Annotated in this window: 30 protein-coding genes; 16 read left to right on the forward strand and 14 right to left on the reverse strand. The window is 29.9% G+C overall.

The annotated features are described in order from the left end of the window. The first annotated feature begins 6 nt into the window (after window positions 1-6). Genes FHQ18_RS10100 through FHQ18_RS10120 form a run of 5 tightly spaced genes read left to right on the forward strand, consistent with a single transcriptional unit; the run spans window position 7 to window position 1,917 of the window. Entirely contained in the window at window positions 7-411 is a 405-nt protein-coding gene (locus FHQ18_RS10100) for a Fur family transcriptional regulator (RefSeq protein ID WP_149267059.1), read from the forward strand. 13 nt (window positions 412-424) lie between these two features. Then, window positions 425-532: an RCKP-type rubredoxin-like domain-containing protein gene (locus FHQ18_RS10105; protein WP_149267060.1), complete on the forward strand. Its 108-nt coding sequence runs from the start codon at window positions 425-427 to the stop codon at window positions 530-532. A 38-nt stretch (window positions 533-570) separates the two neighbouring features. Then, the gene (locus FHQ18_RS10110) at window positions 571-1,380 is read left to right on the forward strand and encodes a TIGR02757 family protein (protein ID WP_149267061.1); all 810 of its coding nucleotides are present in this window, start codon (window positions 571-573) and stop codon (window positions 1,378-1,380) included. A gap of 13 nt (window positions 1,381-1,393) precedes the next feature. Beyond that, entirely contained in the window at window positions 1,394-1,711 is a 318-nt protein-coding gene (trxA, locus tag FHQ18_RS10115) for a thioredoxin (protein WP_149267062.1), read from the forward strand. Between the two features lie 14 nt (window positions 1,712-1,725). After that, complete coding sequence (locus FHQ18_RS10120) at window positions 1,726-1,917, forward strand: FmdB family zinc ribbon protein (protein WP_149267063.1); 192 nt, start codon at window positions 1,726-1,728, stop codon at window positions 1,915-1,917. A gap of 67 nt (window positions 1,918-1,984) precedes the next feature. Here the strand turns inward: FHQ18_RS10120 and FHQ18_RS10125 are convergent, their stop codons facing one another. Then, window positions 1,985-2,458 carry a cytochrome P460 family protein gene (locus FHQ18_RS10125; protein ID WP_149267064.1) on the reverse strand — a complete coding sequence of 158 codons (474 nt, stop codon included), beginning with the start codon at window positions 2,456-2,458 and terminating at the stop codon, window positions 1,985-1,987. 58 nt (window positions 2,459-2,516) lie between these two features. Between FHQ18_RS10125 and pyk the strand changes: the two genes are divergently transcribed. From pyk to FHQ18_RS10150, 5 genes are all read left to right on the forward strand, one after another. Next, a complete protein-coding gene (pyk, locus tag FHQ18_RS10130; RefSeq protein ID WP_149267065.1) occupies window positions 2,517-3,938 on the forward strand; it encodes a pyruvate kinase in 1,422 nt (473 codons plus the stop codon). A 531-nt stretch (window positions 3,939-4,469) separates the two neighbouring features. Beyond that, a complete protein-coding gene (locus FHQ18_RS10135; protein WP_149265152.1) occupies window positions 4,470-5,483 on the forward strand; it encodes an IS110 family RNA-guided transposase in 1,014 nt (337 codons plus the stop codon). A gap of 327 nt (window positions 5,484-5,810) precedes the next feature. Next, window positions 5,811-6,875, forward strand: coding sequence for a butyrate kinase (gene buk, locus FHQ18_RS10140; RefSeq protein ID WP_149267066.1), 1,065 nt, complete (start codon window positions 5,811-5,813; stop codon window positions 6,873-6,875). After that, window positions 6,856-8,379, forward strand: a complete 1,524-nt coding sequence (locus tag FHQ18_RS10145) for a phosphate acyltransferase (RefSeq protein WP_149267067.1) — start codon at window positions 6,856-6,858, stop codon at window positions 8,377-8,379. Before buk ends, FHQ18_RS10145 begins: the two co-directional genes overlap by 20 nt. Next, the gene (locus FHQ18_RS10150) at window positions 8,366-8,818 is read left to right on the forward strand and encodes an SRPBCC family protein (RefSeq protein ID WP_149267068.1); all 453 of its coding nucleotides are present in this window, start codon (window positions 8,366-8,368) and stop codon (window positions 8,816-8,818) included. The genes FHQ18_RS10145 and FHQ18_RS10150 overlap by 14 nt, the downstream gene beginning before the upstream one ends. A 235-nt stretch (window positions 8,819-9,053) precedes the next feature. On the opposite strand, the gene FHQ18_RS10155 is transcribed toward FHQ18_RS10150, so the two are convergent. Further along, on the reverse strand, window positions 9,054-9,902 hold the full coding sequence (locus FHQ18_RS10155) for a TIGR01777 family oxidoreductase (RefSeq protein WP_149267069.1): 849 nt from the start codon (window positions 9,900-9,902) through the stop codon (window positions 9,054-9,056). 48 nt (window positions 9,903-9,950) lie between these two features. On the opposite strand from FHQ18_RS10155, the gene FHQ18_RS10160 reads away from it, so the two are divergent. From FHQ18_RS10160 to FHQ18_RS10170, 3 genes are read left to right on the forward strand one after another with little or no spacing between them, the layout of a single operon-like run. Continuing rightward, complete coding sequence (locus FHQ18_RS10160) at window positions 9,951-10,727, forward strand: amino acid ABC transporter permease (protein WP_149267070.1); 777 nt, start codon at window positions 9,951-9,953, stop codon at window positions 10,725-10,727. Beyond that, window positions 10,724-11,521, forward strand: coding sequence for a transporter substrate-binding domain-containing protein (locus FHQ18_RS10165; RefSeq protein ID WP_223144614.1), 798 nt, complete (start codon window positions 10,724-10,726; stop codon window positions 11,519-11,521). Before FHQ18_RS10160 ends, FHQ18_RS10165 begins: the two co-directional genes overlap by 4 nt. A gap of 32 nt (window positions 11,522-11,553) precedes the next feature. Beyond that, window positions 11,554-12,429, forward strand: a complete 876-nt coding sequence (locus tag FHQ18_RS10170) for an amino acid ABC transporter permease (RefSeq protein WP_149267071.1) — start codon at window positions 11,554-11,556, stop codon at window positions 12,427-12,429. On the opposite strand, the gene FHQ18_RS10175 is transcribed toward FHQ18_RS10170, so the two are convergent. From FHQ18_RS10175 to FHQ18_RS10230, 12 genes are all read right to left on the reverse strand, one after another. Next, window positions 12,426-13,283: a DMT family transporter gene (locus FHQ18_RS10175; RefSeq protein WP_149267072.1), complete on the reverse strand. Its 858-nt coding sequence runs from the start codon at window positions 13,281-13,283 to the stop codon at window positions 12,426-12,428. The genes FHQ18_RS10170 and FHQ18_RS10175 overlap by 4 nt on opposite strands. Continuing rightward, window positions 13,280-13,906, reverse strand: coding sequence for an HAD family hydrolase (locus tag FHQ18_RS10180; protein ID WP_149267073.1), 627 nt, complete (start codon window positions 13,904-13,906; stop codon window positions 13,280-13,282). Before FHQ18_RS10180 ends, FHQ18_RS10175 begins: the two co-directional genes overlap by 4 nt. Then, window positions 13,899-14,810, reverse strand: a complete 912-nt coding sequence (locus FHQ18_RS10185) for a tRNA dihydrouridine synthase (protein WP_246798743.1) — start codon at window positions 14,808-14,810, stop codon at window positions 13,899-13,901. The genes FHQ18_RS10180 and FHQ18_RS10185 overlap by 8 nt, the downstream gene beginning before the upstream one ends. 34 nt (window positions 14,811-14,844) lie before the next feature. Beyond that, window positions 14,845-15,834, reverse strand: a complete 990-nt coding sequence (tsaD, locus tag FHQ18_RS10190) for a tRNA (adenosine(37)-N6)-threonylcarbamoyltransferase complex transferase subunit TsaD (protein ID WP_149267075.1) — start codon at window positions 15,832-15,834, stop codon at window positions 14,845-14,847. A gap of 2 nt (window positions 15,835-15,836) precedes the next feature. Then, window positions 15,837-17,000 (reverse strand): divergent polysaccharide deacetylase family protein, encoded by a 1,164-nt coding sequence (locus FHQ18_RS10195; protein WP_149267076.1) that lies wholly within the window; start codon window positions 16,998-17,000, stop codon window positions 15,837-15,839. Further along, window positions 16,978-18,273 (reverse strand): S41 family peptidase, encoded by a 1,296-nt coding sequence (locus tag FHQ18_RS10200; RefSeq protein WP_149267077.1) that lies wholly within the window; start codon window positions 18,271-18,273, stop codon window positions 16,978-16,980. Before FHQ18_RS10200 ends, FHQ18_RS10195 begins: the two co-directional genes overlap by 23 nt. Then, entirely contained in the window at window positions 18,270-19,433 is a 1,164-nt protein-coding gene (locus tag FHQ18_RS10205; protein ID WP_149267078.1) for a murein hydrolase activator EnvC family protein, read from the reverse strand. Before FHQ18_RS10205 ends, FHQ18_RS10200 begins: the two co-directional genes overlap by 4 nt. Further along, window positions 19,423-20,319: a cell division protein FtsX gene (locus tag FHQ18_RS10210; protein WP_149267079.1), complete on the reverse strand. Its 897-nt coding sequence runs from the start codon at window positions 20,317-20,319 to the stop codon at window positions 19,423-19,425. Before FHQ18_RS10210 ends, FHQ18_RS10205 begins: the two co-directional genes overlap by 11 nt. Further along, window positions 20,316-20,981, reverse strand: coding sequence for a cell division ATP-binding protein FtsE (ftsE, locus tag FHQ18_RS10215; RefSeq protein ID WP_149267080.1), 666 nt, complete (start codon window positions 20,979-20,981; stop codon window positions 20,316-20,318). The genes FHQ18_RS10210 and ftsE overlap by 4 nt, the downstream gene beginning before the upstream one ends. Then, complete coding sequence (locus FHQ18_RS10220) at window positions 20,974-21,189, reverse strand: hypothetical protein (RefSeq protein ID WP_149267081.1); 216 nt, start codon at window positions 21,187-21,189, stop codon at window positions 20,974-20,976. Before FHQ18_RS10220 ends, ftsE begins: the two co-directional genes overlap by 8 nt. Window position 21,190: 1 nt before the next feature. Next, a complete protein-coding gene (locus tag FHQ18_RS10225) occupies window positions 21,191-22,225 on the reverse strand; it encodes a DUF4388 domain-containing protein (protein WP_149267082.1) in 1,035 nt (344 codons plus the stop codon). A 119-nt stretch (window positions 22,226-22,344) separates the two neighbouring features. Beyond that, window positions 22,345-22,716, reverse strand: a complete 372-nt coding sequence (locus FHQ18_RS10230; protein ID WP_149267083.1) for a hypothetical protein — start codon at window positions 22,714-22,716, stop codon at window positions 22,345-22,347. A 156-nt stretch (window positions 22,717-22,872) separates the two neighbouring features. Between FHQ18_RS10230 and argS the strand changes: the two genes are divergently transcribed. The 3 genes from argS to FHQ18_RS10245 are packed head-to-tail and all read left to right on the forward strand — an operon-like array spanning window position 22,873 to window position 26,398. Then, window positions 22,873-24,504 carry an arginine--tRNA ligase gene (gene argS, locus FHQ18_RS10235; protein ID WP_149267084.1) on the forward strand — a complete coding sequence of 544 codons (1,632 nt, stop codon included), beginning with the start codon at window positions 22,873-22,875 and terminating at the stop codon, window positions 24,502-24,504. After that, window positions 24,504-25,283, forward strand: a complete 780-nt coding sequence (locus FHQ18_RS10240) for an SPOR domain-containing protein (protein WP_149267085.1) — start codon at window positions 24,504-24,506, stop codon at window positions 25,281-25,283. The genes argS and FHQ18_RS10240 overlap by 1 nt, the downstream gene beginning before the upstream one ends. Beyond that, window positions 25,280-26,398, forward strand: coding sequence for a poly-beta-1,6-N-acetyl-D-glucosamine N-deacetylase PgaB (locus tag FHQ18_RS10245; protein ID WP_149267086.1), 1,119 nt, complete (start codon window positions 25,280-25,282; stop codon window positions 26,396-26,398). The genes FHQ18_RS10240 and FHQ18_RS10245 overlap by 4 nt, the downstream gene beginning before the upstream one ends. The last annotated feature ends 22 nt before the right edge of the window (window positions 26,399-26,420 follow it).

Raw genomic sequence — 26,420 nt, forward strand, 5'->3', positions numbered from 1 at the left:
TTGCTTATGTTTAAAGAAAAAGCTGTGGAAGCCATGAAAAAAGCAGGATTTAAATTAACTAAGCCAAGAATGTGGATTGTTGAATATCTTGACGGCAATAAAAACCATCCATCAGCAATAGAAATTTATGATGATTTGAGAAGACAGAATAAGCACTTTTCATTTGCGACTATTTATAATACTCTTGATACTCTTGTAAAATCTGGAGCTGTAAAGCAGATAAATGTAGATCCAAATTGTAGCAGATTTGACCCTGATACAAGCGAACATGGTCATTTTGTGTGTAGGGTATGTAAAAAGGTTTATGATTTAGAATCAGTTAATCTTGATTATGATAAAACAATAATAGCTGAAATTGACCATATTGATATAACAATTTCTGGTGTTTGTAAAAACTGTAAAAAACAGTAAAGAGGAGGTATAAATGGCAGTTTTTAAATGTAAAAACTGTGGTTACGAAAAAGAAGGTAGATGTAAACCTAGAAAATGTCCTGAATGTGGTTCTCAAAACAGCTTTGAAAAGAAAGAATAATAAGCTCATTTAGGAGGGAAGTCCCTCCTTTTATTTTTATGAAAGATTTCTTGGATATCATTTATAAAAAGTACAATAATAAAGATTATATTGGTACTGATCCTGTAATCTATCCCCATAAATTAGCTGGTAATAAAGAGTTTATTGCTTTTATTTCGTCAGTTTTTGCTTACGGCAAAGTTAGTTTAATTCAAAGATTTTTAGACCTATTTTTTACAGAATATGGGGTAGATCCTTTTAAGAAAAAGAATAAAAAGAGTATATATTATAGGTTTCAGAAAGAAGACGATATTTACAAACTTTATCAGTTTTTACACAAAATATATAAAGATTATGGATCCCTATATAACTATTTTATAAAACAATCTGCTAATATTGAAGTGGCTTATGACAAATTTAGAAATGAATTTTTTGATTATTTTGACCATGATGTAACAAATGGATTAACATTTTTGCTACCAGATATAATGAAATCAGCTGCTAAAAGAATTAGGATGTTTTTTAGATGGATGGTTAGAAAAGATGAAATAGATTTCGGACTTTGGGCAGGATACAATAAAAAGGAGTTGAAATTCCCTTTGGATATACATATATTGACATATGCATATAAACATAATATCATAAATAATAAAATTAATAGCAGAAAAAACGTAGAAAAAATAACTGATTTTTTTAAAAGTATTGATGAGGATGATCCTGTGAAATATGATTTTGCAATAACAAGGCTTGGAATGATTTATAGATGCAAATATACAAAATCTGAGTCGTGTGAATCTTGTGAATGGAAAAAGCAATGCTTTTTAATTGACAATTATAAGAGAAGTTATATATTAACGATGAATATTTGAAGGAGGTTTGAATATGGCTTTGAATTTTACAGAAGAAAATTTCCAGAAAGAGGTATTGGAAAGTGATATTCCTGTTCTAGTGGATTTCTGGGCAGTATGGTGTGGACCATGTAAAATGCTTGCACCTACAATAGACCAACTCGCTACTGAGTTAGAAGGTAAGGTTAAAGTTGGTAAGGTAAATGTTGATGAGAATCAAAGTCTTGCTGCAAGATATGGTATCATGAGTATCCCAACAGTTATGATATTTAAAGATGGTAAAGTTGTTGAACAATTTATTGGTGTTCAACCTAAAGGCGTTTACCTTGATGCATTAAACAAATACTTATAAAGAGGTGGCAGTGTATGCCAATATATGAGTACAAATGTAAAGAGTGTGGCAAGGAATTTACAAAGCTTGTTTTTAGGCTTAATGATGAAGTAGAATGTCCACACTGTAAAAGTAAGAATGTAGAAAAATTAATTTCTACAATTTCATCCATTTCTGGAGGAAGTGGTGGATCATCATGTAGTGGTGGTCCAAGCGGATTTAGCTGAGTTTAGATGTTATATGCGTCAGGTTGACGCATTTAAAAAAAGCCCCGAAGAGGGGCATTTTTTTTTTTTACATTTGAGCTTTTAAGAACGACCAGTCATAATTTTTGACATCAGAGTGACATGTGATACACCCTTTGATTTTACCAGAAACCTGAACTTCCCCTTTTGGAGTGTATTTAACCCAAAACCAGTCACCACCTTCAGGATTATAACCGTCAATCTTATACATTACGGTTATAGCGGCAAGTTTTTCAGATGGGGTATAATTTTCTTTTACAATTATCGTTCCTGATTTAAATGTTTTTTTATTTAAACTATTATAGCCAGTATCATTAATATAAGATGTTAGAAAAGCGCCATGGGGACTTTGTCCCTTATACAATTTAGTAGTGCCAGGGAATAATTTCCATGAAGTATAGTTAGTTTTTTGAATATATGACCAAAGTTCGTTTGCATCGGATTTAGGTGTCTTCGAATATATTCCACATGCAAGAATTATAGTTGTTATTAATGCTATAATAATTAAACCAGGTTTTTTCATTGATACCTCCTTCTTTTCAATATATTATTATATCATAAAAAGTATCAGGGAGCAAAAAATGAAAAAAACCAAAATAGTGGCCACGGTGGGACCTTCCACTGAAAGACCAGAAATTATTGAAAAATTGATAGAAGTGGGTGTTGATGTTTTTCGATTTAATTTTTCACATGGTACCCATGAAAAACATCTTGAGTTATTGAAAAGGATTAGAAACATAGCAAAACAGAAAAATAGATATATTGCTGCTCTTATGGATTTATCCGGACCAAAATTAAGGCTTGGTGAGATAAAAGAGCCGGTACCAGTTAGGATAGGGGAGGTTGTGAAAATAGTATATGGGGATTTTATTGGGGATGAAAAAATTATACCACTACCTATTAAAGAAGTTTTTGAAACTATTAAAGTAGATGATCATTTTTATATTGCAGATGGTACAGTTAAACTTAGGGTTTTGGAAAAAGGAAAAGATTACATAATTTCTGAAATTTTATCTGCCGGTATAATTTCATCAAGAAAGGGACTTAATTTGCCCAATGTGGATTTAAAATTATCAGCACTCACAGAGAAAGATAAAGATGATATTAAGTTTGGTATAAAAGCAGGATTTGATATTATTGCACTTTCCTTTGTGAGGACAAAAGATGATGTTTTGCTTGCTAAAAAAATTATAGAAGAGAATGGAGGAGATATTCCTGTATTTGCTAAGATAGAAAAAAATGAGGCCATAACTAATATTGATGAGATTATCGAAATAAGTGATGGTGTGATGGTGGCGCGTGGTGATCTTGGGATTGAAATAGATATGGAAAAAGTGCCAGTTGTTCAAAAGATGATAATAAAAAAGGCAAATGAGACTGCAAAACCTGTAATTACAGCTACGCAGATGCTGACATCTATGATTAAACATTCAAGACCCACAAGAGCAGAAGTATCAGATATTGCAAATGCCGTGCTTGATGGCACAGACGCAGTGATGCTTTCGGATGAGACCACAATTGGTGACTTTCCTGTAGAAGCTGTAAAGGTTATGGTGAAAACTATCGAAGAAACTGAAAGAATTTACCCCTACTATAAGTTTTACGATTCACACGATCAAAGAAAAATTAGTAGTGCGATTGCTCAGACTGCAGTTAAATTGGCAAAAGAACTTAGAGCAAACGGTATTGTGGCTTTTACAAAAAGTGGTGCGAGTGCAAGGAGGGTATCAAAATCAAGGCCTGAATGTCCAATATATGCTGTAGCTACTGATGAAAAGGTTTTAAGACAATTGGCTATTAGCTGGGGTGTAACTCACTACATGATCAGCAAAGATACTGATAATGCAGATGAACTGTTAATAGAATTTTTGAAAAAAACTTCTAAAGATTTCCGTCCCGATCATGTTTTCATTGCAACAATTGGTTATCCCGCAGGCGTTCCTGGATCAACAAATGTAATAAGAACAATAAGAAAACAGGATTACGATTATTTCCTAACGTGACTTCATTAGCAAAGCAATTGAGATCTTTTTTCTTGTTTATTAATAAGATTAATGAAATCGATTTGTTGAGTGCTTTGGTTCGCTATCTCGAGAATGATAAATGGTAAGGTATATTTGAGGTGTTCAAGACGTACAAAAATTAGTCTACTATGAATTTCGATAAAAACTTTTCTTTGTAAGAATTAATATTTTCACTGGAGTCACCCCATTTTTTCGGAGACTGTTTTGAATTATAATTATATATCAATAAATTATGTTGAATTGTTTGTGAGAAAACATTTTTCTCATCGTATATTAGAAATATGGAATAAACAATTAACAAAGAGTTAAAAAAAGGTTATGTAATGTATGGAGCACTGAAGGTGAACAAGGACATTTTTCTCATTGGTTGTAAGAAACCGTTGAGAATGTTGTCCCCACCTTCAGCTTTCCAAATACTGGACGGAACATTAGGCTACGAGCCTGTATTATGTTGCGATGATAGTATAAAGGGAAGCAAAGCTCAAGAAAAAATATAGGAGACATTATAAAATGAGAAGATTTGAAAATGTGGTAGGTATTGATGTATCAAAGTCGACATTGTCAATAAGTTTTTATGATGGATCTACGCACAAGTATTACGAGACGAGCAATAGTGTAAGATCTTTTACTAAAGATTTTCTTAAGAAAGTAAAAGGAGTAGATTGGTCGAAAGTACTTTTTATGATGGAAAGTACAGGAGTATATCATTTAAAATTAGCCACCCATTTGAGTAGGGAGTTAGGTTACGAAGTAAGTGTAGCTAATCCGATGTCAATAAAGAAATATTCAGATATGAATTTAAGGAAGGCAAAGACAGACAAATCGGATTCCAAATTGATAGCGGAATATGGGCTGGAATATGGTTATAAATGGAGATTTAAACCTAAGGATGAATTATATTATGAGATAGATAGTCGTTTAAAAGCAATAGAGGATTTTCAATCTCAGATAAATAGATTGAATAATCAGATAGAGGGATTTAGCCAATTGCCATATGAACAAGAAGAGGTTATATCGTGTTATAAAGATGTAATTTCCGCCTATAAGAGCAAGATTAAGAAATTGGAGCAGGAACTAGAGGTTTTGTTGAAAAGTCGTTATAGAGAGGAATATGAGTTAGTTATGAGTATTCCTGGAGTAGGTATGAAGTTAGCGTCGATAGTGTTGGGCAAATTGGAGTGTTTTCGTAATTTCAAGAGGGCGAAGGAGGTTGTTAGTTATATAGGTTTGTGTCCTTCTATTAGGGAATCTGGGACATCTGTAAGGGGAAGGGGACATATATCAAGGAGAGGAAATGCTTATATAAGGAAGATATTGTTTGTATGTTCATTGTCAGCGATACGGTATAATAAATTTTGTTCAAATTTGTATAGAAGGCTTTTATCATCAGGTAAAGCGAAGAAATTGGCGATAATAGCAGTAGCGAATAAATTGATAAGGCAAATATTTGGTGTATTAAAAAACGGTAGGCCATATGATCCAGAATATTTAAAAAATTTAACAGAGGTTACAGAAAATGGTTGACAATTAACACGGAACATTCTCACAAAACGTCCAGTTTTGTTCCGAGGCAAGTTCCTCTAAAACCGCCATCCATGGCGGTTTTATGGGAACTTTCAGGGTGTTGCACAAAGTGCCAAGATACATCCTGTGAGCTATTTTAGCAGTTATTATTTATTATTTTAAAAGCTAATGTTTATTTTTTGTGCTACACCCTGAACCCGAAAAATGTTTTCCCACAAACTCATTAAAAAAAGTTTTGTAAAAAATGGGGTGACGCCAGATATTTTCATAGTTGAAATTTTCTTAAGCTGATGATAAGTTAAGTAAAATTTAATCCAAGGAGTTTGTATGAATATTTTAGCCGTTGATCCCGGTTCTACATCCACAAAAATAGGCATCTATTTTAATGGAAAAATATATAAACATAAAGTGGAACATCTGGATGAAAATTTTTTAAAAATAAAAACTGTGGTGGAGCAGAAAGATATTAGGTTTGATAATATTAAACAATTTTTAAAAGATAATAATTTTGAAGATGTTAATTTTGATGCCATAGTTGCCAGAGGGGGATTGATAAAAAGTGTTGAAGGCGGGGTTTATGAAGTTAATGAAAGATTGATTGAAGATTTAAAGAAAGGAGTAAACGGTGAACATCCAGCAAATTTGGGTGGAATATTAGCAAGAGAGTTTGCAGAGATTTATAATTGTCCTGCCTTTATTGTGGATCCACCGATTATTGATGAAATGTGGGAAATAGCAAAGATTACAGGGGTCAACTCTATAACAAGAAAAAGTAAGTTTCATGCATTGAATCATAAAGAGGTGGCAAGGCGTGTTGCAAAAGAAAAATTGAGTAAAAGATATGAAGATTCTATCTTAATTGTGGCTCATATGGGTGGCGGTATAACCATAGGTCTTCATTATTATGGAAAAGTGGTAGATGTGAATAACGGTCTTGACGGTGATGGTCCTTTTGCTGTTGAAAGGGCTGGAAGCTTACCTGTGGACGGTATTATTGAGTATTTAAAAAACACCGAAATGTCGCTGGATAAGTTTTTGAAACTTGTTGTAAAAGAATCAGGAATATATTCACATTTAAAAACTAAGGATATGATAAAAGTTGAAGATATGGTTACAGGTGGCGATAACGAAGCAGAAAAAGTTTTGGATGCTTTTGTGTATAATATATCAAAGGAGATAGGTGGTTTGTTTGCTGCGGCTAAGGGAAAAATAGATGGAATTGTTCTCACAGGAGGTTTAGCCAATAGTAAGCTTATTGTGGAAAAAATAAGAGATTACGTTGGTTTTATGTCGGAGATATATGTTGTTCCTGGTGAATATGAAATTGAAGCATTGATTAATGGTGCTATTAGAGTTTTAAAAGGAGAAGAAAATGCTAAGATCTATGAATAAATATGGGAATATAGGGAAGAATATTACGGAAATTTTGGTAAGCAAAAACATAGACAAATCCGAACTTTCAAAATTACTTGGTATCACAGATGATGAAATTGATGCTATATTAAAAAATGAAATTCAACCCTCTGTTTCTCAACTTTTAAAATTATCCGCTTTCCTCAGCGTGGATATTCCAACAATTTTATTTGGCGAATCTTATGAAGATAAAAAGGTTGCCAAAACGACACCTGAAGAAAGAATTGTTGTAAAAAGAAAAGATTATCTTGTCTATGAAAGTCTTGCACCAAAATATTCAAGTAAAGCTATAGAACCTTTTGTGGTAGATATTTATAAAACAAAAGATTACAATGTTGATGAAAGTGTACATAATGGAGAAGAGTTTATCTATGTTATGGAAGGGAAAATCAGGATGGTCATCGATGGGAAAGAATATCTGCTAGATGCAGGTGATACCATATATTTTGATTCATCTTTGAAACATAAGATTGAGTCAATAACAGATAAATCTAAGATTTTTGCAGCTCTTTATTATGGTTCTTCAATGCTTTTGAAGACAAAAGGTAAAAAAATGAAAGATTTGATACAAGCTGCAAAAATAATCAATCCGCAAAATATTGTTGTAATAAATCCAGATAAATCATCTCTGGATGCTGTAAATAAAGCTATAGCAGAGGGGATAATAAACAAGGTATATCTTGTGGGGAACAAGAAAAAATTGGAAAAAGATTTGAGTGATTATCTTATATTTCAAAAACATTATGTCTATGAACATATTGATGATAGTGAAACTTATTTCCAAGATTGCACTAAAAAAGGGATTGAGCTTATCAAAGAAGGTAAAGTCGATTTTATAATGAAAGGGAACATAAATACTGCTATAATGTTAAAAGAGATATTAAATAAGAAAACTGGAATTCCTTCCATGCGAAGATTAAGTCTTGTAAGTATTTTTGAATTATACGATAGAGAAAAGTTTATATTACTTACTGATCCTGCTATAAATACCGAGCTTTTTCCTGGTGGCAATCTGGATTTAAGTAAAGATATTATTAATAATGCCATTGATGTTGCAAAGGCTATAGGAATTTCTGATATTAAAGTGGCTCTTCTTGAAGCAAATGAGATCCCAACAGAAAAAATACCCTCTACAATTTTAGATCAGGAATTGTCAAAGTTAAAGTGGGAGGATGCTGTAGTTTATGGCCCCCTTTCTTATGATCTGGCGCTGTATCCTGATGCTGTAGAAAAGAAAGGGTTGAAAGATAATCCTGTGGCAGGAAATGCCGATATCCTTGTTGTGCCACATATAGAAGCTGGGAATTTTCTTTATAAATCATGGGCTATGACAATGGGTGCTGATGTAGCAAATGTTGTTGTGGGTGCGAAAGTACCAATTGTCATTACATCGAGAAGTGATAGCGATATGGTGAAGTTTTTAACGATTTGTGCCAATGCTATTTTTGCCAACTACTTGAGTATAAAAAATGGAAACGATTGAACGAGTATTAATAGTAAATAGCTCTATAGAAAAAGTTTGGGATTTTTTTACAAATCATAAAAATCTAGAAAAGTTAAATCCCCCAGAAATCAGATTTAGGGTGGTTAACAGTGTTTTTGATGACAAAATATTTGATGGAAATATCATAACTTACAAGTTTCAAGTTATGTTTTTTACTTTTACATGGGTAAGTAAGATATCTGCTGTCAAAGAATATATGTATTTTATAGATAAGATGATTAAAGGTCCTTTCAAAAGATGGTATCATTTCCATCATTTTGAAAAATTGGATAATAATAAAACGTGTATTAAAGACAAGATTCTTTATGAGCCTCCTTTTTATCCGGTTTCTTTTTTTACCAATGGTTTTGTTCGTAATAAGCTTGAGTACATTTTTCAGTACAGGGATAAAGTGTTACAAAAGGAATTAAATCAATAATTTAAAATAGTTCTCACTGAAAAAGTGAGAACTATTTTATAAATAATATTTTTTCATGATTTTGCTAGTTTTTATCCCTCAATTAATAAAATTTTATGTTTTATATAATTTTTTGTAAACTCAGCATTTTTGGGGGTTCTAAAGGGGGTGTTAACCCCCTTTAAGTCACACCATTACAAATGCTATAAATAAAGTATTTTTTAATTATTAATAAGATATACTTTTTCAGTGGCAATTATAATAGTAAATCTTTTAATGCTGAAATGATATCAGGAAATTCAAATTTAAAACCTGATTCCAATAGTATCTTAGGTAATACATTTTGAGTTTTGAGAAGAATATCTGCTCCTTCTCCGTAAACTAATTTTAATATGAAAGAGGGAATAGTTAAGACAGTGGGCCTTTTCAAAATATTGCCGGCAATTTTTGTGAACTCATAATTTGTCACAGGGTTTGGGGCCACTATATTTACTTCTTTATTTATATTCTTTTCAATTATGTGGTCCATTGCTCTTATACAATCCTCAATATGAATCCACGAAATTACCTGTTTTCCGCTTGCAATTTTACCGCCGATACCGAGCTTAAATGGGAGTATCATTCTTGGAAATGTACCACCGTTTTTCCCTAAAACGACACCAAATCTCAAAATGGATGTGGAGATTCCATATTCTTCTGCCTTTAATGCCTCATTTTCCCAGATTTGGCATACGTATGATAAAAAATCATTATTGATTTTGCATGTGTATTCGTCACATTGTATTTCACTTGTATAAATTCCTATGGCTGATGCCGATAAAAATCGTTTGGGTTTATTTTTTAACTTACTCATAGCTGCAACAATATTTTTTGTCGGTATTACCCTGCTATCAACAATGATATTTTTGTATTTTTTAGTCCATCTTTTAAGGATAGGTGCACCGGCTAAGTTGATAATAATATCTGCTGAGTCAATTTTATTTAATAAAGCTTCAGGGGTATATAGGTCTTTTCTATTTAAAAAGATAAATTCATATTTGGTTTTATATTTGTTAATAAAATTTTTACCAATAAAACCTCTATGACCGGAAATGGCAATTTTCAACTAATTTATCCCTTTAAAATTTTGATATATCAAATATATTTCCTTAAAATGGGAAGAAAATCTATCGAATTGATACTGTTTATTGTTTTGATTTTTTTATTAGCCTTTTTTCTCTACAAAGGAGCCACATCGTCAGGATATAACTGGCAGTGGTTTCGTATCGATGAATTTTTCCTGAAATTTGATAAGGGCAAATTAATTTTAGGTCCATTCCTGAAAGGACTGCTTATAACTTTTCAAATTTCTTTTTTGTCTTTTATATTAACTAATGTTTTAGGTTTTACATTTGGAATTTTCAGGGTGCTTAACTCTTTTGTTGCAAGGTTATTGGGGTATCTTTATGTTGAAATATTTCGTAATACTCCTTTGATAATACAAATACTTTTTTTCTATTTTGTAATAGCACCTGTATTTAATATTTCAGGATTTTGGTCAGCTGTAATAGCATTAAGCCTTTTTGAAGGTGCTTATGCTTGTGAGATAGTCAGAGCCGGAATTGAATCCATAGATAAGGGGCAATGGGAGGCATCTTTTAGTTTGGGTTTGTCTAAAGGTAACACCATATCCTATATTATTTTACCACAAGCAATTAAAAAGGTTATGTTACCTTTAACCAATATTTTTGTTTCTTTAATAAAAGATTCCGCCTTGGTGAGTGTAATTGCTGTTTATGATTTAACAATGGAAGCTCAAAAGGCAATTTCAGAAACGTTTATGACCTTTGAAATTTGGCTGACAGTTGCATTTACATATTTTCTTATAAATGTTATAATTTTAATAATGCTTAGATTATTTAGCTATAAAATGAGATGGGGTGATGTGTGAATTTTTTAAAGAAATTTTTTTTAATTTTACTTTTGTTTTCTTTTGCAGCTAATTTGTCTGCATCTGAAGGCACTCTTGATAAGATTTTAAAAAGGGGGGTGTTGAAAGTTGGTATGTCCACATTTGTTCCTTGGGCGATGTATGACAAGAAGGGAAGGCTTGTTGGTTTTGAGATTGATGTTGCAAAACGTTTAGCGAAAGATATGGGTGTGAAAGTTCAGTTTGTACCGACTAAATGGTCAGGCATCATCCCAGCTTTATTGACAGGTAAATTCGATATTATCATTGGTGGAATGAGTATCACACCACAAAGAGCTTTGAAAGTAAATTTTTCTATTCCATATGATTATTCCGGAATGTCTATTGTGGCCAATAAAACTAAGGCAAAAGGATTTAATTCTTTAAAATATTTTAATAAGAAAGGTGTAATAATTGCTGTTCGTATAGGTACAACTGCTGAGGTGGCTGCAAAAAAATATATGCCAAATGCAACCATAAAACTATTTGATGATGAATCACAGGCGATTCAGGAGCTTCTTTTAGGAAGAGCACATGCTGTTGTAGCTTCAGCTCCAATGCCTGCATTTCAAGCAATAAAACATTCTGATAGACTATTTTTACCTATTAAAGATACTTTTACAAAAGAACCTATAGGTTTTGCTATTAGAAAAGGGGATTCGGATTTTCTAAACTTTTTAAATAGCTGGATTACTTATGTAAAAGCTGAAGGGTTTTTAAAGGAAAGAAAACATTATTGGTTTTATACAAGAGATTGGGAGAAACTGATTAAATAATTGCTAAGGCCTACGCCTTAGCTTTTTTTGAAATGAAGCAGAAAATAAAGATTACTAAAATTGATATTCTTTTAATAATTTTGATTCTATTTTTTATCTGGCTTTTTTTCTACAGAGTAAATAAATATCTGAATTACCAGTGGCAGTGGAAATCAATTTTTCAATATTTTTTCGTGGTAGAAGATGGCAAAATAGGAGCAAATGTATTAAGCATTGGTATCTTAAATACGATAAAAATTAGTGTCTATTCTATTATATTATCTACAATAATCGGATTTATTATGGGTATATTTAAGAGCACAAAAAATCTTTTTTTTAGATTGATCGGTGTTATGTATGTTGAATCTATAAGAAACATCCCTTCCATAGTTGTTATTTTTGTAGTTTATTATTTTTTAGGGGATCAAATTATAACTGTTTTAAAACTAGATAATTTTTTTATAACTTTGGATGACAAATATAATATTTTACTAAACTTTTTTCTCGTGCCAAAAGATAAAATTTCAATTTTTCTGATTGGGATAATTGCCCTTTCTCTGTATGAGGGGGCGTATATAACTGAGATAGTAAGAGGAGCGATTAAATCCATTGATAAAGGTCAAATCGATGCATCTAAAAGTTTAGGTTTAAATAAATGGCAACGATTGAGATATATTGTTTTTCCTCAGGCATTACCTTTAATTATACCTCCACTGACAGGGCAGATGGTTTCCACAATAAAGGATTCTGCCATTTTATCGGTTATTTCCATTCCGGAGCTAACTTTTCAAGGAATGGAATTGATGGCATCAACATATTTGATTTTTGAAACTTGGATAATTATCACAGTTATTTATTTGGTATTAAATATAATACTATCACATGTATCCGGGTATTTGGAAATGAGATTAAAATCGTATAGAACCTAATATTTTTTATTTGTAATATAAACTCCAAAAATGGTTAACAATCCGCCCAATATCATGAAAAGAGTTAGCTGTTCGTGTAAGATAATTACACCAAAAAGTGTTCCAAAAAAAGGTACCAAATATATAAATACTGAAGCTCGAGTGGCACCTATTTCCTTAATTCCGTTGTAAAACCACAAAAATCCCAAAACTGTAGCGAATACCGATAATACTATCAAAGAAATTGCTACATTTAGATTGAAAACTAAACTTCTTGTAAAAATATCGTTAATGGCAAAAGGAGTAAGTAGTATTGTGCCCCAGAATATAGAATATGCCGTTGATTCCATGGGGGAAAGGGTGTTAAGAGCTATTTTGCCAAAAATAGTGTAGGCTGACCAAGATAAAGCAGCAAATACGATTAAGATATCACCGTAATTAAGGTCTGAAAAAGCAGTTTTGTCAAAATGACCGTTTGTGATGATAAGAAATAAACCGGCAAATGATAATATTAGTCCTGTATAATTTAAAAATTTCAGTTTTTCTTTTAAAAATAGATTTGTTATTAACGCAGTAATAGCCGGATTTATGGCTACAATAATTGAAGCTTTGGATGCTTCTGTGAGACCTAATCCTTTTAAAAAGAATATGTTATAAAGAAAGATACCGGTAAATCCGCCTATAAAACATACAAAAAAATTGTTTTTATTAAAATGTGGAATATTCCGTTTGATGATTATAAGAAAAATGATTGAGCTTATAAAAAACCTGAAAAAAGCAACTGAAAAAATGGAAAGATATGCAACGGCTACTTTTCCTGCTGTAAATGATGCTCCCCAAAAAATTGTGGATAAAACTAATTTTAAATAAATCATAAAAAATTCAAAATTTCCAGGTGGTTGTGAATTAACGGAGAGTCTTCCAATCTGTTTTTATACGCTACAAAATGAACTTTTGCATTTTTTGCGGCATAAAGGTCATTGGTAGTATCTCCGATATAAAGGACATTTTCTTGAGCAATCTTGAAAAAATCTAAAATTTTGAAAACACCTTCGGGGTCAGGTTTTGGTTTTGTGACATCAAAAGAAGTGATTTTAATTTTAAAATATTTTTCAAGTCCAAAATGCTCAAGTAGATAATGAAGGGAATGTCCTCTGTTAGTAAAAACTGCTAAATTATAACCTTTATCGTATAATATCTCGAGTGTTTCTTTCAGATTTTTTTCTGGTTTCATTAGGTTTAAAAACCGTTTGAAGTTCATATTTTTTGCAAATTCAAGTATCTCTTCTATAAGCCTTTCATCATCAGTCAACATTCTAATGATTTCTTCGTTAGTTTTCATTAAAGCTTTTCTCACATCTTCATGGTTGTCTCTTTGAATTTTTGGAAGATTAAACCTTTCGCAAATAAAATCGTAATAAGCTAAAACGGCATCCTCACTGTCAAAAAGTACTCCATCACAATCGTAAATTATTGTATTAATATTGTTTTTATTCAACGAACTCCTCCAAAAGTTTTAAAAATTCATCTTCAGATTTTATTTGATAAACTTTTTTTCTGAAGTCGGATGAATTTTTATATCCTTTTAAAAACCATATGGAATATTTTCGCACTATATCCAGATAGTTTTTTCTAAATTCTTTTTCATAGTATAGAAGCTCGATAATAAGCTTTTTCTTCTCATCTAAACTTAAAAACTCATGTGCATCTTTGCCTTCCTTAATTGCAGAAAGGATCCAGGGAGCTTTCATCATTGCTCTGCCAATCATTACAGCATCCACACCTGTATTAAGCATCCTATTGAAACTAATATGGTCATAAACATTACCATTACCTATTAATAAAATCTCTTTTTTCAGGTTTGCAACCTCATTTAAGGCAAATAAATTTGCTTCTCCTCCAAACATTTGAGATTTTGTTCTTGCGTGAAATGTAAGTATATCAACACCTTCACCTTCACATATTTTTAAAATCTCTTTGTAAACATAAGATTTTTCATCCCACCCAAGTCTTGTTTTTACCGAAATTGGTTTATCTGTAGCTTTTCTCATATTTTTAATAATTTCTCTAAGCTGTTTTAAATCTTTTAAAAGATAGGAGCCGGCATAGGATTTTAATACTTTTTTTACCGGACAACCAGCATTTAGATCATAACCATCCGGATTTGATACCTCTTCACATACTTTAATGGCATCGTAAAAGGAAGCTGGATCATTTCCAAATAGCTGCAGAAAAACTGGATGGTCATTTTCTAAAATTTTTGCGTATTTTAAAGTGTTTTCCACCTTTCTTTTTAATCCTTCCACGGAAACCATCTCTGTAAAAATGACACCATCAAAAAATTTTCTTACAATCCTCCTAAAAGGTATAGTAGTAATACCTGCAAGAGGAGCGGCAACCATTTTTTCTTTTTTTATTGTGTCTATAATGAGATGTTTAGCCGGTGATATCTGGCATAACATCGTATGCTGTTTCTTTTACCCCCATAAATTTTCTTTTTCTAAAAAATTTATAAGCTGTATAAGCAATCATATCTCCGTTATCGGTACAAAGTCTTTTTGATGGGAAAAATAACTCTATCCCTTTTTTCTGATAATAACTTGATAGCTTATTTCTCAAATAACTGTTTGCAGAAACTCCTCCTGAAACAGTTATTTTTCTCAATTTGTATTTATCAATAATTTTATCCAATTTGTTTATAAAATTATTAAATATTGAAAATTGAAAGGATGCTGCTACATCTTCTATACTATACTCATTTTTCTCCAAAACATTTAAAACTGCAGTTTTCAATCCGCTAAAGGAAAAATTAACACTATTTTTCAATGCAACAGGAAATTTTATTTTATTCTCATCTCCTTGCAGTGCAAGTCTTTCAATTTCAGGGCCGCCAGGATAGGGTAAATTCATCATTTTTGCTACTTTGTCAAAACATTCGCCAACGGCATCATCCACAGTGTGGGACAGGAGATAAAAATTGTATGCATCGTCAACTTTATATATATGCGTATGTCCTCCAGAAATAATGAATGACAGATATGGCGGTTTTAATGATGGATTTTCTATTTCACATGATAAAGTATGCGCAGCCAGATGGTTAACTGGTATTAAAGGTTTTTTAAGTCCGTAAGCAAGTCCTTTGGCAAAGGCTACTCCCACAAAAAGTGAACCGATAAGCCCTGGCGCATTTGTTACACCTATTAGGTCGATATCTTTTTTATCGATTTTTGCTTCGTTCAACAGTGACAAAAATATCTCTTCCAATTTTAAAAGGTGATTTCTTGAAGCAATTTCGGGTACAACACCACCAAACTTTTTATGTAGATCTATTTGTGATGATATGATACTTCCTTTGATCCCTTCTTTGGAATCATAAATTGCCATAGAAGTTTCATCGCAAGATGTCTCAATTCCTAATACAAGCATAATTAATTCAACACCTCTTTAATATTGGTAATTTTAATCCCTTTTTGTTGTAGATGTGGTAATTCCTCTTTTAAAACCTGGATAGTATTTTCTTTTAAATGGCCAATAATTATGATTGTGTTATATTTTTCGAAAAGGGATAATACTTCATAAAGTTTTTCACGGATATAATTTTTATCATCCACATTATCGATAAATTTTCTATTCATACCACATTTCATTTTTAAAGATTTACATACATTATAAGCCACTGTTTTTGTACTTGTATGGCTATCGATAAAAGTATCAGTATATTTTTTTAGTGCATTTAACACTTGTTGCATTTTTTCTCTATTTTCTGTCAATGCCGAACCCATATGATTGTTTGCCCCTTCAATAAATCCAAGATCTTCTACATCTTTTCTGATGATTATTTCAATAAGAGATTTAGGTGTATTGAGGAAAATCGCTCCTTTACCGGGATCGGTATTAGGATAAGTTTTAGGTTGCATTGGAAGGTGCAGAAAAACGGTTTTATTGTGTTGCTTTGCAATTTTTACTGTTTCTTTAGAGTATTTTAAAAATGGGATAACAGACATGGTTATAGGATAGGGGATGGATGCAAGCTTTTTGGCTAAATTAATATTGTTACCGCAGTCATCAATAATTATTGATAATCTATGGTTATTATTTTTATTTTTTAAATACATTTCTTTATTCGTTTTATTAGCTGATTTCTTAAATCTTGATACTTTAAAAACAATTTTGATAAATTCGTTTTCGGCAGATAATTCATTTTCACTAAAATAGCTTATTTTAAATTTTTCTTTTTTCAGTAAATTCCCGATATTATAAAAAAGTGTGTCTACTTCATTTTTATTAAGTTTTAAATAATATTTTAAAAGTATTTTTTTATTCTCTTTGATCAGTTCATGTTTTGCAAAACTTTTGTCAATTTCAAGATCATAAAATATTGCTTTGATATCTTTTTCTATTTGCCTTGCATAATTAAATTTTGATTGTTCCAATTTTATATCTTTCTCAAGATTTTTTACTTTTATATTTATCACAGCAAGAATAATCAAAAGCACCATTACAAAAAAAATTCCACCAACGATAAACGCTGGTGGAATAAGTTGCTTCTTCTTTTTCCTTGTCTTTTTGTTACTTTTTCTCTTTGCTGCCATATTTGATCAAACCTTTTAAAATATCCATTGCAAATTTAAGTTGAAGGTCATTATTTAAATCTTGTTCTGATTGATTAACACTAATATTAGTAGAATTATCTTTTAGTTCATCGTTGGTCAAATGATTCTCTAAATCTTTTTCTTTAATAACAGGGTGATTGTTTTCTACTACAATTTTCCCTTCAGGAATTTCTATATCAGGTTTTATCCCCACATTTTGGATGGAATTGCCATTTGGTGTGTAATATCTTGCCGTTGTAATTTTCACAGCTGAACCATCATTTAATGGAATTATGGTTTGAACGCTTGCCTTTCCAAAAGAAGTTTTCCCTACAATAATTGCTCTTCCGTAGTCCTGCATTGCACCTGAGAAGATTTCTGATGCCGAAGCAGAACCTTCATTAATAAGGACAACCAAAGGTATTTCGAGATCTCTGTATGAAAGAAGCGAAGATTTATAATGTCTCTCTTTACCATCACGATCTTTTGTGAAAACTACGGTTTTACCTGCTGGGATAAATATACTGGATACATTAATTGCTTCATTTAACAAACCACCAGGATTATTTCTTAAATCAAATATAAGTCCTTCAATATTTTCTTCTTCAAGTTTTTTGAGAGCATTAATTACTTCTTTGGAAGCATTACTCTTGAAACTTGTGAGTTTAATATAACCTATATTACCGTATTTTTTATATTTCACTGCTTTTATTTTTATTATTGCTCTGGTAATTGTCACATCAAAAGGCTTATCAACCCCTTTTCTGAAAATAGTTATGGTAACTTGAGTGCCAGGTTTCCCACGCAACTTTTTCACGGCTTCTTCAAGGGTAATATTTGCCGTGGATTTACCATTAATTTTTATTATTTTATCTCCCGCTTTAATTCCCGCCTTATAAGCTGGTGTATCTTCAAGCGGTGCAATAACTGTTAGGACATTGTCCCTGATACCAATAGTTATACCTAATCCCCCAAATTCACCCTTTGTCTCAATTTGAAACTCTTTGAACATATCCTTAGTAAAATAGTTGGAATGAGGATCAAGTTCTTGCAACATTCCTTTGATAGCACCATTGATAAGCTTTTCTGTATCGACTTTCTCTACATAGTTATTTTGTATTATTGACATTACATTGGTAAATTTTTCCAATAACTCATATTTGCTGTACTTTGCTGCATAAACATTATTTATTTTAAAGGTTACTATTGTAAATGTCGCTATTAACAGTAAAGATGCAATTATGGATAAATAGATTAATTTCCTTTTATTCATTCAACAACCTCCTTTTTCAGCCATTTTAAAGGGTTTACCGCTTTACTCTCTTTTCTTATTTCGAAATAAAGATAAGCTGATTTGTTATTTAAATCAACATCAATTATACCAATTTTGTCTCCTTTTTTAACTTTTTGATTTTTTTTTACCAAAACTTCATCAATATTCGCATATAAAGTATAAAAAAATTTATCATGATTTATAATTACAATGTTTCCCAACCCCCTTACCCAGTCAATATATTTAACATCTCCATCGAATATTGAGCGAACATAACCATCACCGGTTATCTGAATTTTTATTCCTTTGTTGTAAATCTTACCTTTAAAACCTTTTATTTCTTTTGGACCAAAAAATTCTATCACATTACCTTCTACTGGCCAGGGGAGGTTACCTTTATTTTTAAAAAATGCACTGTTAACAATCTCTTTGTCACCATTTTTTACCAATTGATTATCAAGATTTTTAAATCTTCTTTCCAATTCATCCTCTTTTGATTTTAAAACTGCTAAATATTGTTTTATACTATTTTCATCCTCTTTTAGTATGGCAACCAGTTGTTTTTGCTGCAATTTTTCATCTTCTAATTTATTGATGATGGAAATTTTTAATCTTTTTATAGCAATTATGTCTGCCAATTTATTTTTAACTTCATTATGTAATGTCTTAAGCCTGTTTTGAATGTCTTGATACTCTTTAATTAAATCGTAGATTTTAAGATTTATATTTTCCAAAAGTTCAAAATTATTTTTAACTTCATAATATTTTTTAGTAAAGAATAACAATTTTAAACGCAAATATTTCTGGTTGTCGAGAAGATATATATTAAGCTTTCTGATTCTTTCTTTTAGAAAATTGCTTTCTGTATCCAATTTTTTTATTTTATATTCTATCTCTTTTCTTTCTTTTATTAGTTTTTGCATTTTGTAATCAACTTTTTTTAAAATATCTTTTTGTTTTTTAATTGATATTTCAAGAGATTTCAATTTTTTTTCAATTGTCTCTTTGCTTCTAAGAATTGTATCCAATTTTTTCGTTTCGTTTTTTATCTCTTTTTTTACTTTATTAAGGTATTTTATAACACTATCGTATTCTTCTATAATTTCAGCAAAAGAGACATTAAATATAATTATGAAAATAAGGATTATCCTAATTATCATGGATAGAACCGGCACTTTTCAAAAAACTTGAGGCACTAAAGTAGCTAAAACTAATTATCAAAACAATAAAAATGGCAAAGTATATGAGTCCTATTTTAATGTTTGGTAATACAAAAAAATTGAATCCCAGGACAGAAAGTGCATTTTTTACCCCCCAGTCAAATATGATGTATGTAAGAAACATTGCAAAGATAAAAGAGATTATATTCTCAATAATTGAAGCGAAAATTATTGGTAAAATTATAAAAGATTTTGTGGCACCCACAAGACTCAGGATTTTGATTTCGGTTTTAAATTTGTACATATTTAATTTTATCATGTTATAAGTTATTGAAGCTATGGATAAAGAAATAAATACTAACAATATGATAAAGAAAAAATTTAATGAATATTTTATTTTCATAAAATTCAATATCCATGTTTCACCGATTGATGTTTTTTCAACTCCATTGAATTGTTCAATTTGTTCTTTTAAGTTATTAATGTAATTTAAATCTCTAAAATTTTCTTTAATTTTTATTTCAATAAAGCTTGGGAACAACTCCGGTGGTAATAATTTTAAATATTCATCAATATCTTCGTTATTTATCAAATAATTATAGGCATCTTCATTAGAAAAATATTTTATACTTTCAATGCCTTCTAGTTTTTTTAAAGAATTTTTCAGGTCATCAACAGTATCTTTTTTATCATTTTTTAGATAAACTCTCACCGCCTTCACATTTGTGAGTTTATCGAAAAAATCGTTAGTAGAATATATTATTATTCCGATTGTATTTAATAAAAGCAGGATTGTAATTATAGATATATTGCTAGTTAAATTGTTTTTAAAATTTTTCTTAAAGAATTTTATTCCCTTGGAAAGTAAAAATAGTATCTTTCTCATTTTACCGTGTCGCTTACAAGCTTACCGTTTTCAAGTTTCAAAACTCTTGCTGGAAATTTATTAATTAAATGTTCATCATGAGTTGCAACTAAAACTGTGGAACCATTTTTTGCAATATTCTGTAATAAATTTATAGTTGTTTCTGCCCTTTCTGGATCAAGGTTACCAGTAGGTTCATCTGCTAAAATTATCAATGGTTCGTTAATTAAAGCTCTTGCTATGGCTACTCTTTGTTTCTCTCCTCCTGAAAGCTTTTTAACAATGGTATTCCTTCTTTTAAAGATATCAAGTTTGTGCAGTAAAGGAATTATTTTGTTTTCCATGTGAGTTTTGTCTAAATAAAATATTTCAAGAGCTATTTTTATATTTTCATATACAGTATAATTTTCTAGTAGTTTAAAATCTTGAAAAATAACGCCAATATTTCTACGTAGATAAGGAATACTGCTTTTTGTGATATAACTTACATTTTTTTTCCCTACAAGTACTATACCTGAAGTAGGGTATAAATCAGCATAAATTAATCGTAATAAAGTAGATTTTCCAGCACCACTTTTCCCTGTAATATAAACAAATTCACCACGATCAATTTTAAATGATACATTATTCAAGGCTTTTTTATCACCTACGAAACTTACTGAAACATTGTGAAAATCAATCATCCTTTATTAACTGTCCTATTTTTATCTGATTTTCAATCTCCTGATGAAGTTTTAAAGTGGTTTTAAAGTCTTTGAATGGTTCGTTTCTTTTAAAGACTACCATGCCACCAGAAAACACACAAATATTTACTTTGTCATTGTAAACTTCTGTCTGAACATGATAAACTTTATTTTTATATTTTACAATAGTATTAAATGACCTATTCATATCACTTCTTTTTTATCATTATTTCTTTTGGATTATGATATATTATAGGTGTATCTTGTTCTAAAGTAGTTATTTTGTCAATAAAAGCTTTATATCCATTATTTCTTTTTTCCATTTCTTTTGCTATTTTTTGGTTAAAAATGATGGTGTTTTTTATTACCTTTATATTTGTTAAGTTTAAAAAGAAAATGTATATAATAACAACAAATAAAATAATTAATCCAAGTTTTTTTATTGTGAGTAAAAATGTTTTATCTTTTACAGATTTAACTTCAACAGATGATTCAATTAATCCATAATTTATAAGTTGAAAAATTACTTTTAAAACAAGATAATCACCAAGTGATGTCTTTTTAATAATATCATTAATAGTATTATGTCCGTTGATCAAACTGTACACTGTAAACGCATCATTATTTAGCAATAGTTTTGAGCCCTTCTTTACCACAAGATCAAATTGCTTTGGATCATTTGAGAGTATAACAGAATCTATGGCGTCCTCTTTTTTCTTATAAATGATATTTAAGTTTTCTATTTTCTTTTTAAAAAGTCTCAATTCATCAATATTTTTAAGTGCATCAAGGATGATTGCATCTAAACTTATAGGATCTATCTCATCAGAATTATAATCTATACTAGCATTTATAAATTCGTAGTTACCAGCTTCAAGGCTTAAGATTTTTTCAAGCTTATTGATGAGAAAATTTTTAAAGATTTCTTTTAATTTATTCTTGTCTAAAATCCCTTCTTCAATAAGTAATTTTCCAAATCTTAACGGAAATTTTTTTTGTTTTTCCAGTAGTTCTTTTAGTTTATCAGAAGTTATAATTTTTTTCGTAACTAAATAATTGCCAATTTTTAATGTATCATCTTCAGACTCTATTTTCACATCGACTAGTTTCCCATCGTAAAAATAAATTTCACCAAAAAAATCTTCATTACTAGAAACCTTCAATATTCCAGATTTTTGATTTTGTGATATTATTTGTAAAACATCTAAAAGACTGAATTCTTTTATGTCACCTTTTAAGCTCATTCTAATTCCTCAAAATATTGATTAAATATAAAAGTAAGAAAACTATTATAAAAAATAAGTAAGCAGGGTAGAATACAAATTGATAGCATATGGACATATCAGAAGCAACTAATTCATATTTAAAAGTAATATAAAACAAAGTTGTCAATAAATTTCAAAAATAAGAAAAAGCTGAATTTTTGCTCTAGAATTTTTGTAATTATTTTTTTATCCTGAGGGTAAAAACTGATTATTACGTTTATAACATCTGGTGAAATACTATTTTTATTTTTCAGCGCTAAATCTACTAAAGTATATGCCAATAGTTTATCATAAATACCTTTTTCTTTAATAAAAAGAGATTTTAGGTTGGTCAAATTTTCTTTTGAAAAGTCTGTATTAAGTTTTACAATAGCTTTAGTTAAGTCATTGCTATATTTAATATCTTTAGCAAATGTTGTATATTGAAATGTTAAAAATAAGACTAATATTGAGAAAATCAACTTTTTCATAAAATGATTTTATTTAAAAAAAACAGAAATTTCAACAAAATGTTACAAAAACTTAAATTTCAATAATGAAATAGATTGAATTTTTTATCTAGTTGTTATAGAAATCTGCTCACATTTCTGTTATAAGATTAAGAAATTGTTAAAATGGAGGATACGTTGGAAAATACAATTAGATCTATACTTGAAAGTTCATTAGAAAAAATTGGAGTAAAAGACTTCGATGACTTTATTGTTGAAGTACCTAAAAGATCTGAGAATGGAGACTTTGCAACAAATGTAGCATTAAAATTGGCTAAAGTTTTAAAGAAAAATCCTAGAGAAATTGCTGAGAAGATTATTAGTTTTATAGAAGATAACGATGTGATTGAAAAAGTCGAAATTGCAGGTCCTGGTTTTATCAATTTTTTTATTAATAAAAAGTTTTATGAAAACATAATTAAAAATATTTTGGAAAATAACGAGTATTTCTTTCTTGATTATGGCAATAACAAAAGGGTTCTTTTAGAGTTTGTAAGTGCTAACCCTACAGGTCCTCTACATATAGGACATGGAAGAGGGGCTGCCTATGGTGATACTTTAGGAAGACTATTGAAAGTAGCTGGCTTTGAGGTAGATACAGAGTATTATATAAATGATGCTGGCAATCAAATGAGAATGCTTGGAGATAGTATATATGAAAGATATAAGCAGTTGGTGAGAGGTAAACTAGAGGATTTGAAAGAGGGGTATAGAGGCGAATATATTATTGATATTGCTAGAAAGGTATTGGATGAATATGGCGATTCATTGATGAATGATCCTGAAAAGGGATTTGAAATATGCTTTAAAATTGGTTTACAGGAAATAATGGACTCTATTGAAAATGATTTAACAGAATTTAGGGTAACTTTTGATAGATGGTTTAGTGAAAAATCATTATTCACCAATGGTAAGGTAGATAAAGCATTAGAAATATTACGTGAAAAAGGTTACCTCTATGAAAAGGATGGAGCACTTTGGTTTAAATCTACAGAATTTGGCGATGAAAAGGATAGGGTAGTAAAAAAAGCAGATGGTTCATACACATATTTTGCCTCAGATATTGCTTATCATTTGGATAAGCTAAATAGAGGCTATGAAATATTAATTGATGTGTGGGGTGCTGATCATCATGGCTATATTAATAGAATAAAAGGGGCATTGAAAGCTTTTGGTGAAAGTGATGAAAAATTAACAATAGTTTTGATTCAGATGGTTAACCTCATCAAGGAAGGGAAAAGAATATCGATGTCTACCAGAGCTGGAGAGTTTATCACATTGAAATGGTTGTTAGATGAAGTAGGTGCTGATGCTGCAAGGTATTTTTATCTAATGAGAGATCACAATGCTCAGTTTGATTTTGATATAGATTTGGCAAAATCAAAATCTTCTGACAACCCAGTATATTATGTGCAATATGCGCATGCTCGAGTAAATAGCCTTTTTGAAAATGCGAAATCAAAAAACATTGACTTTAAAGAAGGTGAAAATCTTGAACTGCTTACAGAACCTCAAGAAAAAGAATTAATTAAAAAGATGTATGAGTTTAAAAAGATAATCAAAGCGGCTGCGGCTCATTTAGAACCGCACAGAATAACATACTATCTTCAAGATTTAGCCGCACTTTTTCATAACTACTACTATAATACAAAAATTATTACCGATGATCATAAAGTTACAAATGCAAGATTAAATCTGTCTAAAGCTGTTGCCATAACAATAAGATTTGGATTAAGTATCCTTGGAGTGAATGCTCCGGAGAAAATGTGATGAAAGATTTTGAAAAAATAAAAGAAAAGAAAAAAAATGATGATTTTAAGGGTGTTCTTTTTATTGGTTTAATATTTGTAATCGCAGTAGGAATAATAGTTTTTATTATAATTCAGCTAACTAACCAGTATATAGAATTAAAAGAAAAGCTTACCAAAGAAAATAAAAGTTATGAAGAGACATTGACTAATCCAGAAGAATCAGAGAAAAAAATTATTATTTCATCTAATAATAAATCTGTAGTAGATGTAAAGGAAATTGAAAACAGGGTGAAAAAAACATTTAGTTTAAAAGAAGAATTATCAAATGAAACAAAAGAAAAAGAAATAGTAGCGGATAAAAATGTTAAAGATGATTCAATAAAAAACAAATTCACAAAAAATCAGGAAACCTTAGAGAAAGAAAAAAAAGAAATTAAAAACAAAACTGAACAACCTTTAAAAATAGTAAAAAGTGAGACTAAAAACATATCTCCTAAAACAAATCAAAAAAAAGAAAGGAAGATAAACAAAACAAAAGAAAGTGATAAATTAGCTAAAAAGAGATATGTTGTTCAGCTAATGGCTTTTAAAAATCAAGATGTTGCAAAAAATGAGCTTAAGAAAATTCAAAAAATTTTACCAGATGCTTTTCTCATGAAAATAGATTTGGGAAGTAAAGGTATATGGTATAGAATTAGATGTTGTTATACAGAAAGTTATGAAACTGCTAAAAAGAAAGTAGAAAATATAAAGAAGCAGTTAAGGGTAAATCCAATAATTGTAAAAACTGATAAATGAAAAAAATTATTTTATTTTTTTTATTTATTTTTTTAAACACTACATTTCTTTATGCAAAAATTGTTTTGGTTAATAATGATATCCCTAAAATTGTGGGTGTTCAAGTATTTAATATGCAAAAAATTTATAAGAATAATTTAGATGAATATTTTTCTTTATTAAAAAATGCGGGGGTAAACACTGTTTTCATTCGTGTATTTCAAAACGATGGTGACAGATATCATTATGGTATAAAAACTGCTTGCAGAAACGGATTGTATTTTAAGTTTGATAATGTATGTACGGTCTATGATATTTTACCTGAGTTTATAAAATACGGCAAAAAATACAATATTAAGATATATGCATGGATAGGGACAAGAAAACTTTCATTTTTAGTTGATAAATATGGGAAAAATAAAACTTTTTATTTATCTAGCAACAATAAAAGAGACGGATATGGAGTAGATATTTTTTCACCAAACATTTACAAAGAATTACTTTCAATTTTTAAAAAATTAGCAACATATGATATAGATGGTATTTTGTTGCAGGATGATTATATATTAAGAATAGATGAGTCAGCAAGTTTTGATGCTTTAACAAAATATTTAATTGATTATGATAGATATTTGTCTTCAAATTATGTTTTCTCTTCTTTACCAGAAGATTATTTTATCTGGAAAAAAGATTATCTTGCGGATTTGTTAAATAAAATAAAATGGGAAGTTAAAAAGATAAATCCTAAAATAAAGTTTGCAGTAAACATTTACTACGAATCGTTATTAGACAAAAATAAAGGAATAAAATGGTATGGACAGAGTGTTGATACTTATGATAAAATGGGCTTTACATACTTTGCATCAATGCTTTACAGTGAACAGATTAAAGAAGAAATGAAATTAGACAATTATAATTATTTGAAAATGCTAGATAATATTTTATCTAAATGGTCAAATAAAATATCTCCTTCTTATCGTTTTGTTACAAAACTCCAAATAAGAGACTTTAAAAATAAAACAAAAATTGATAAAAGTTTTTTTAAAAATATTTGTGGATTAATTAAAAATTATAATGTAAGTTATGTTCTTGTACCTTTTGAAGATTTGAGTGATTTAGAATATATATGTAAATAAATTTTTATTTAAGAGGTGAGGT

The sequence above is a fragment of the Deferribacter autotrophicus genome (genome assembly GCF_008362905.1).
GTDB classification, from domain to species: Bacteria; Chrysiogenota; Deferribacteres; order Deferribacterales; family Deferribacteraceae; genus Deferribacter; species Deferribacter autotrophicus.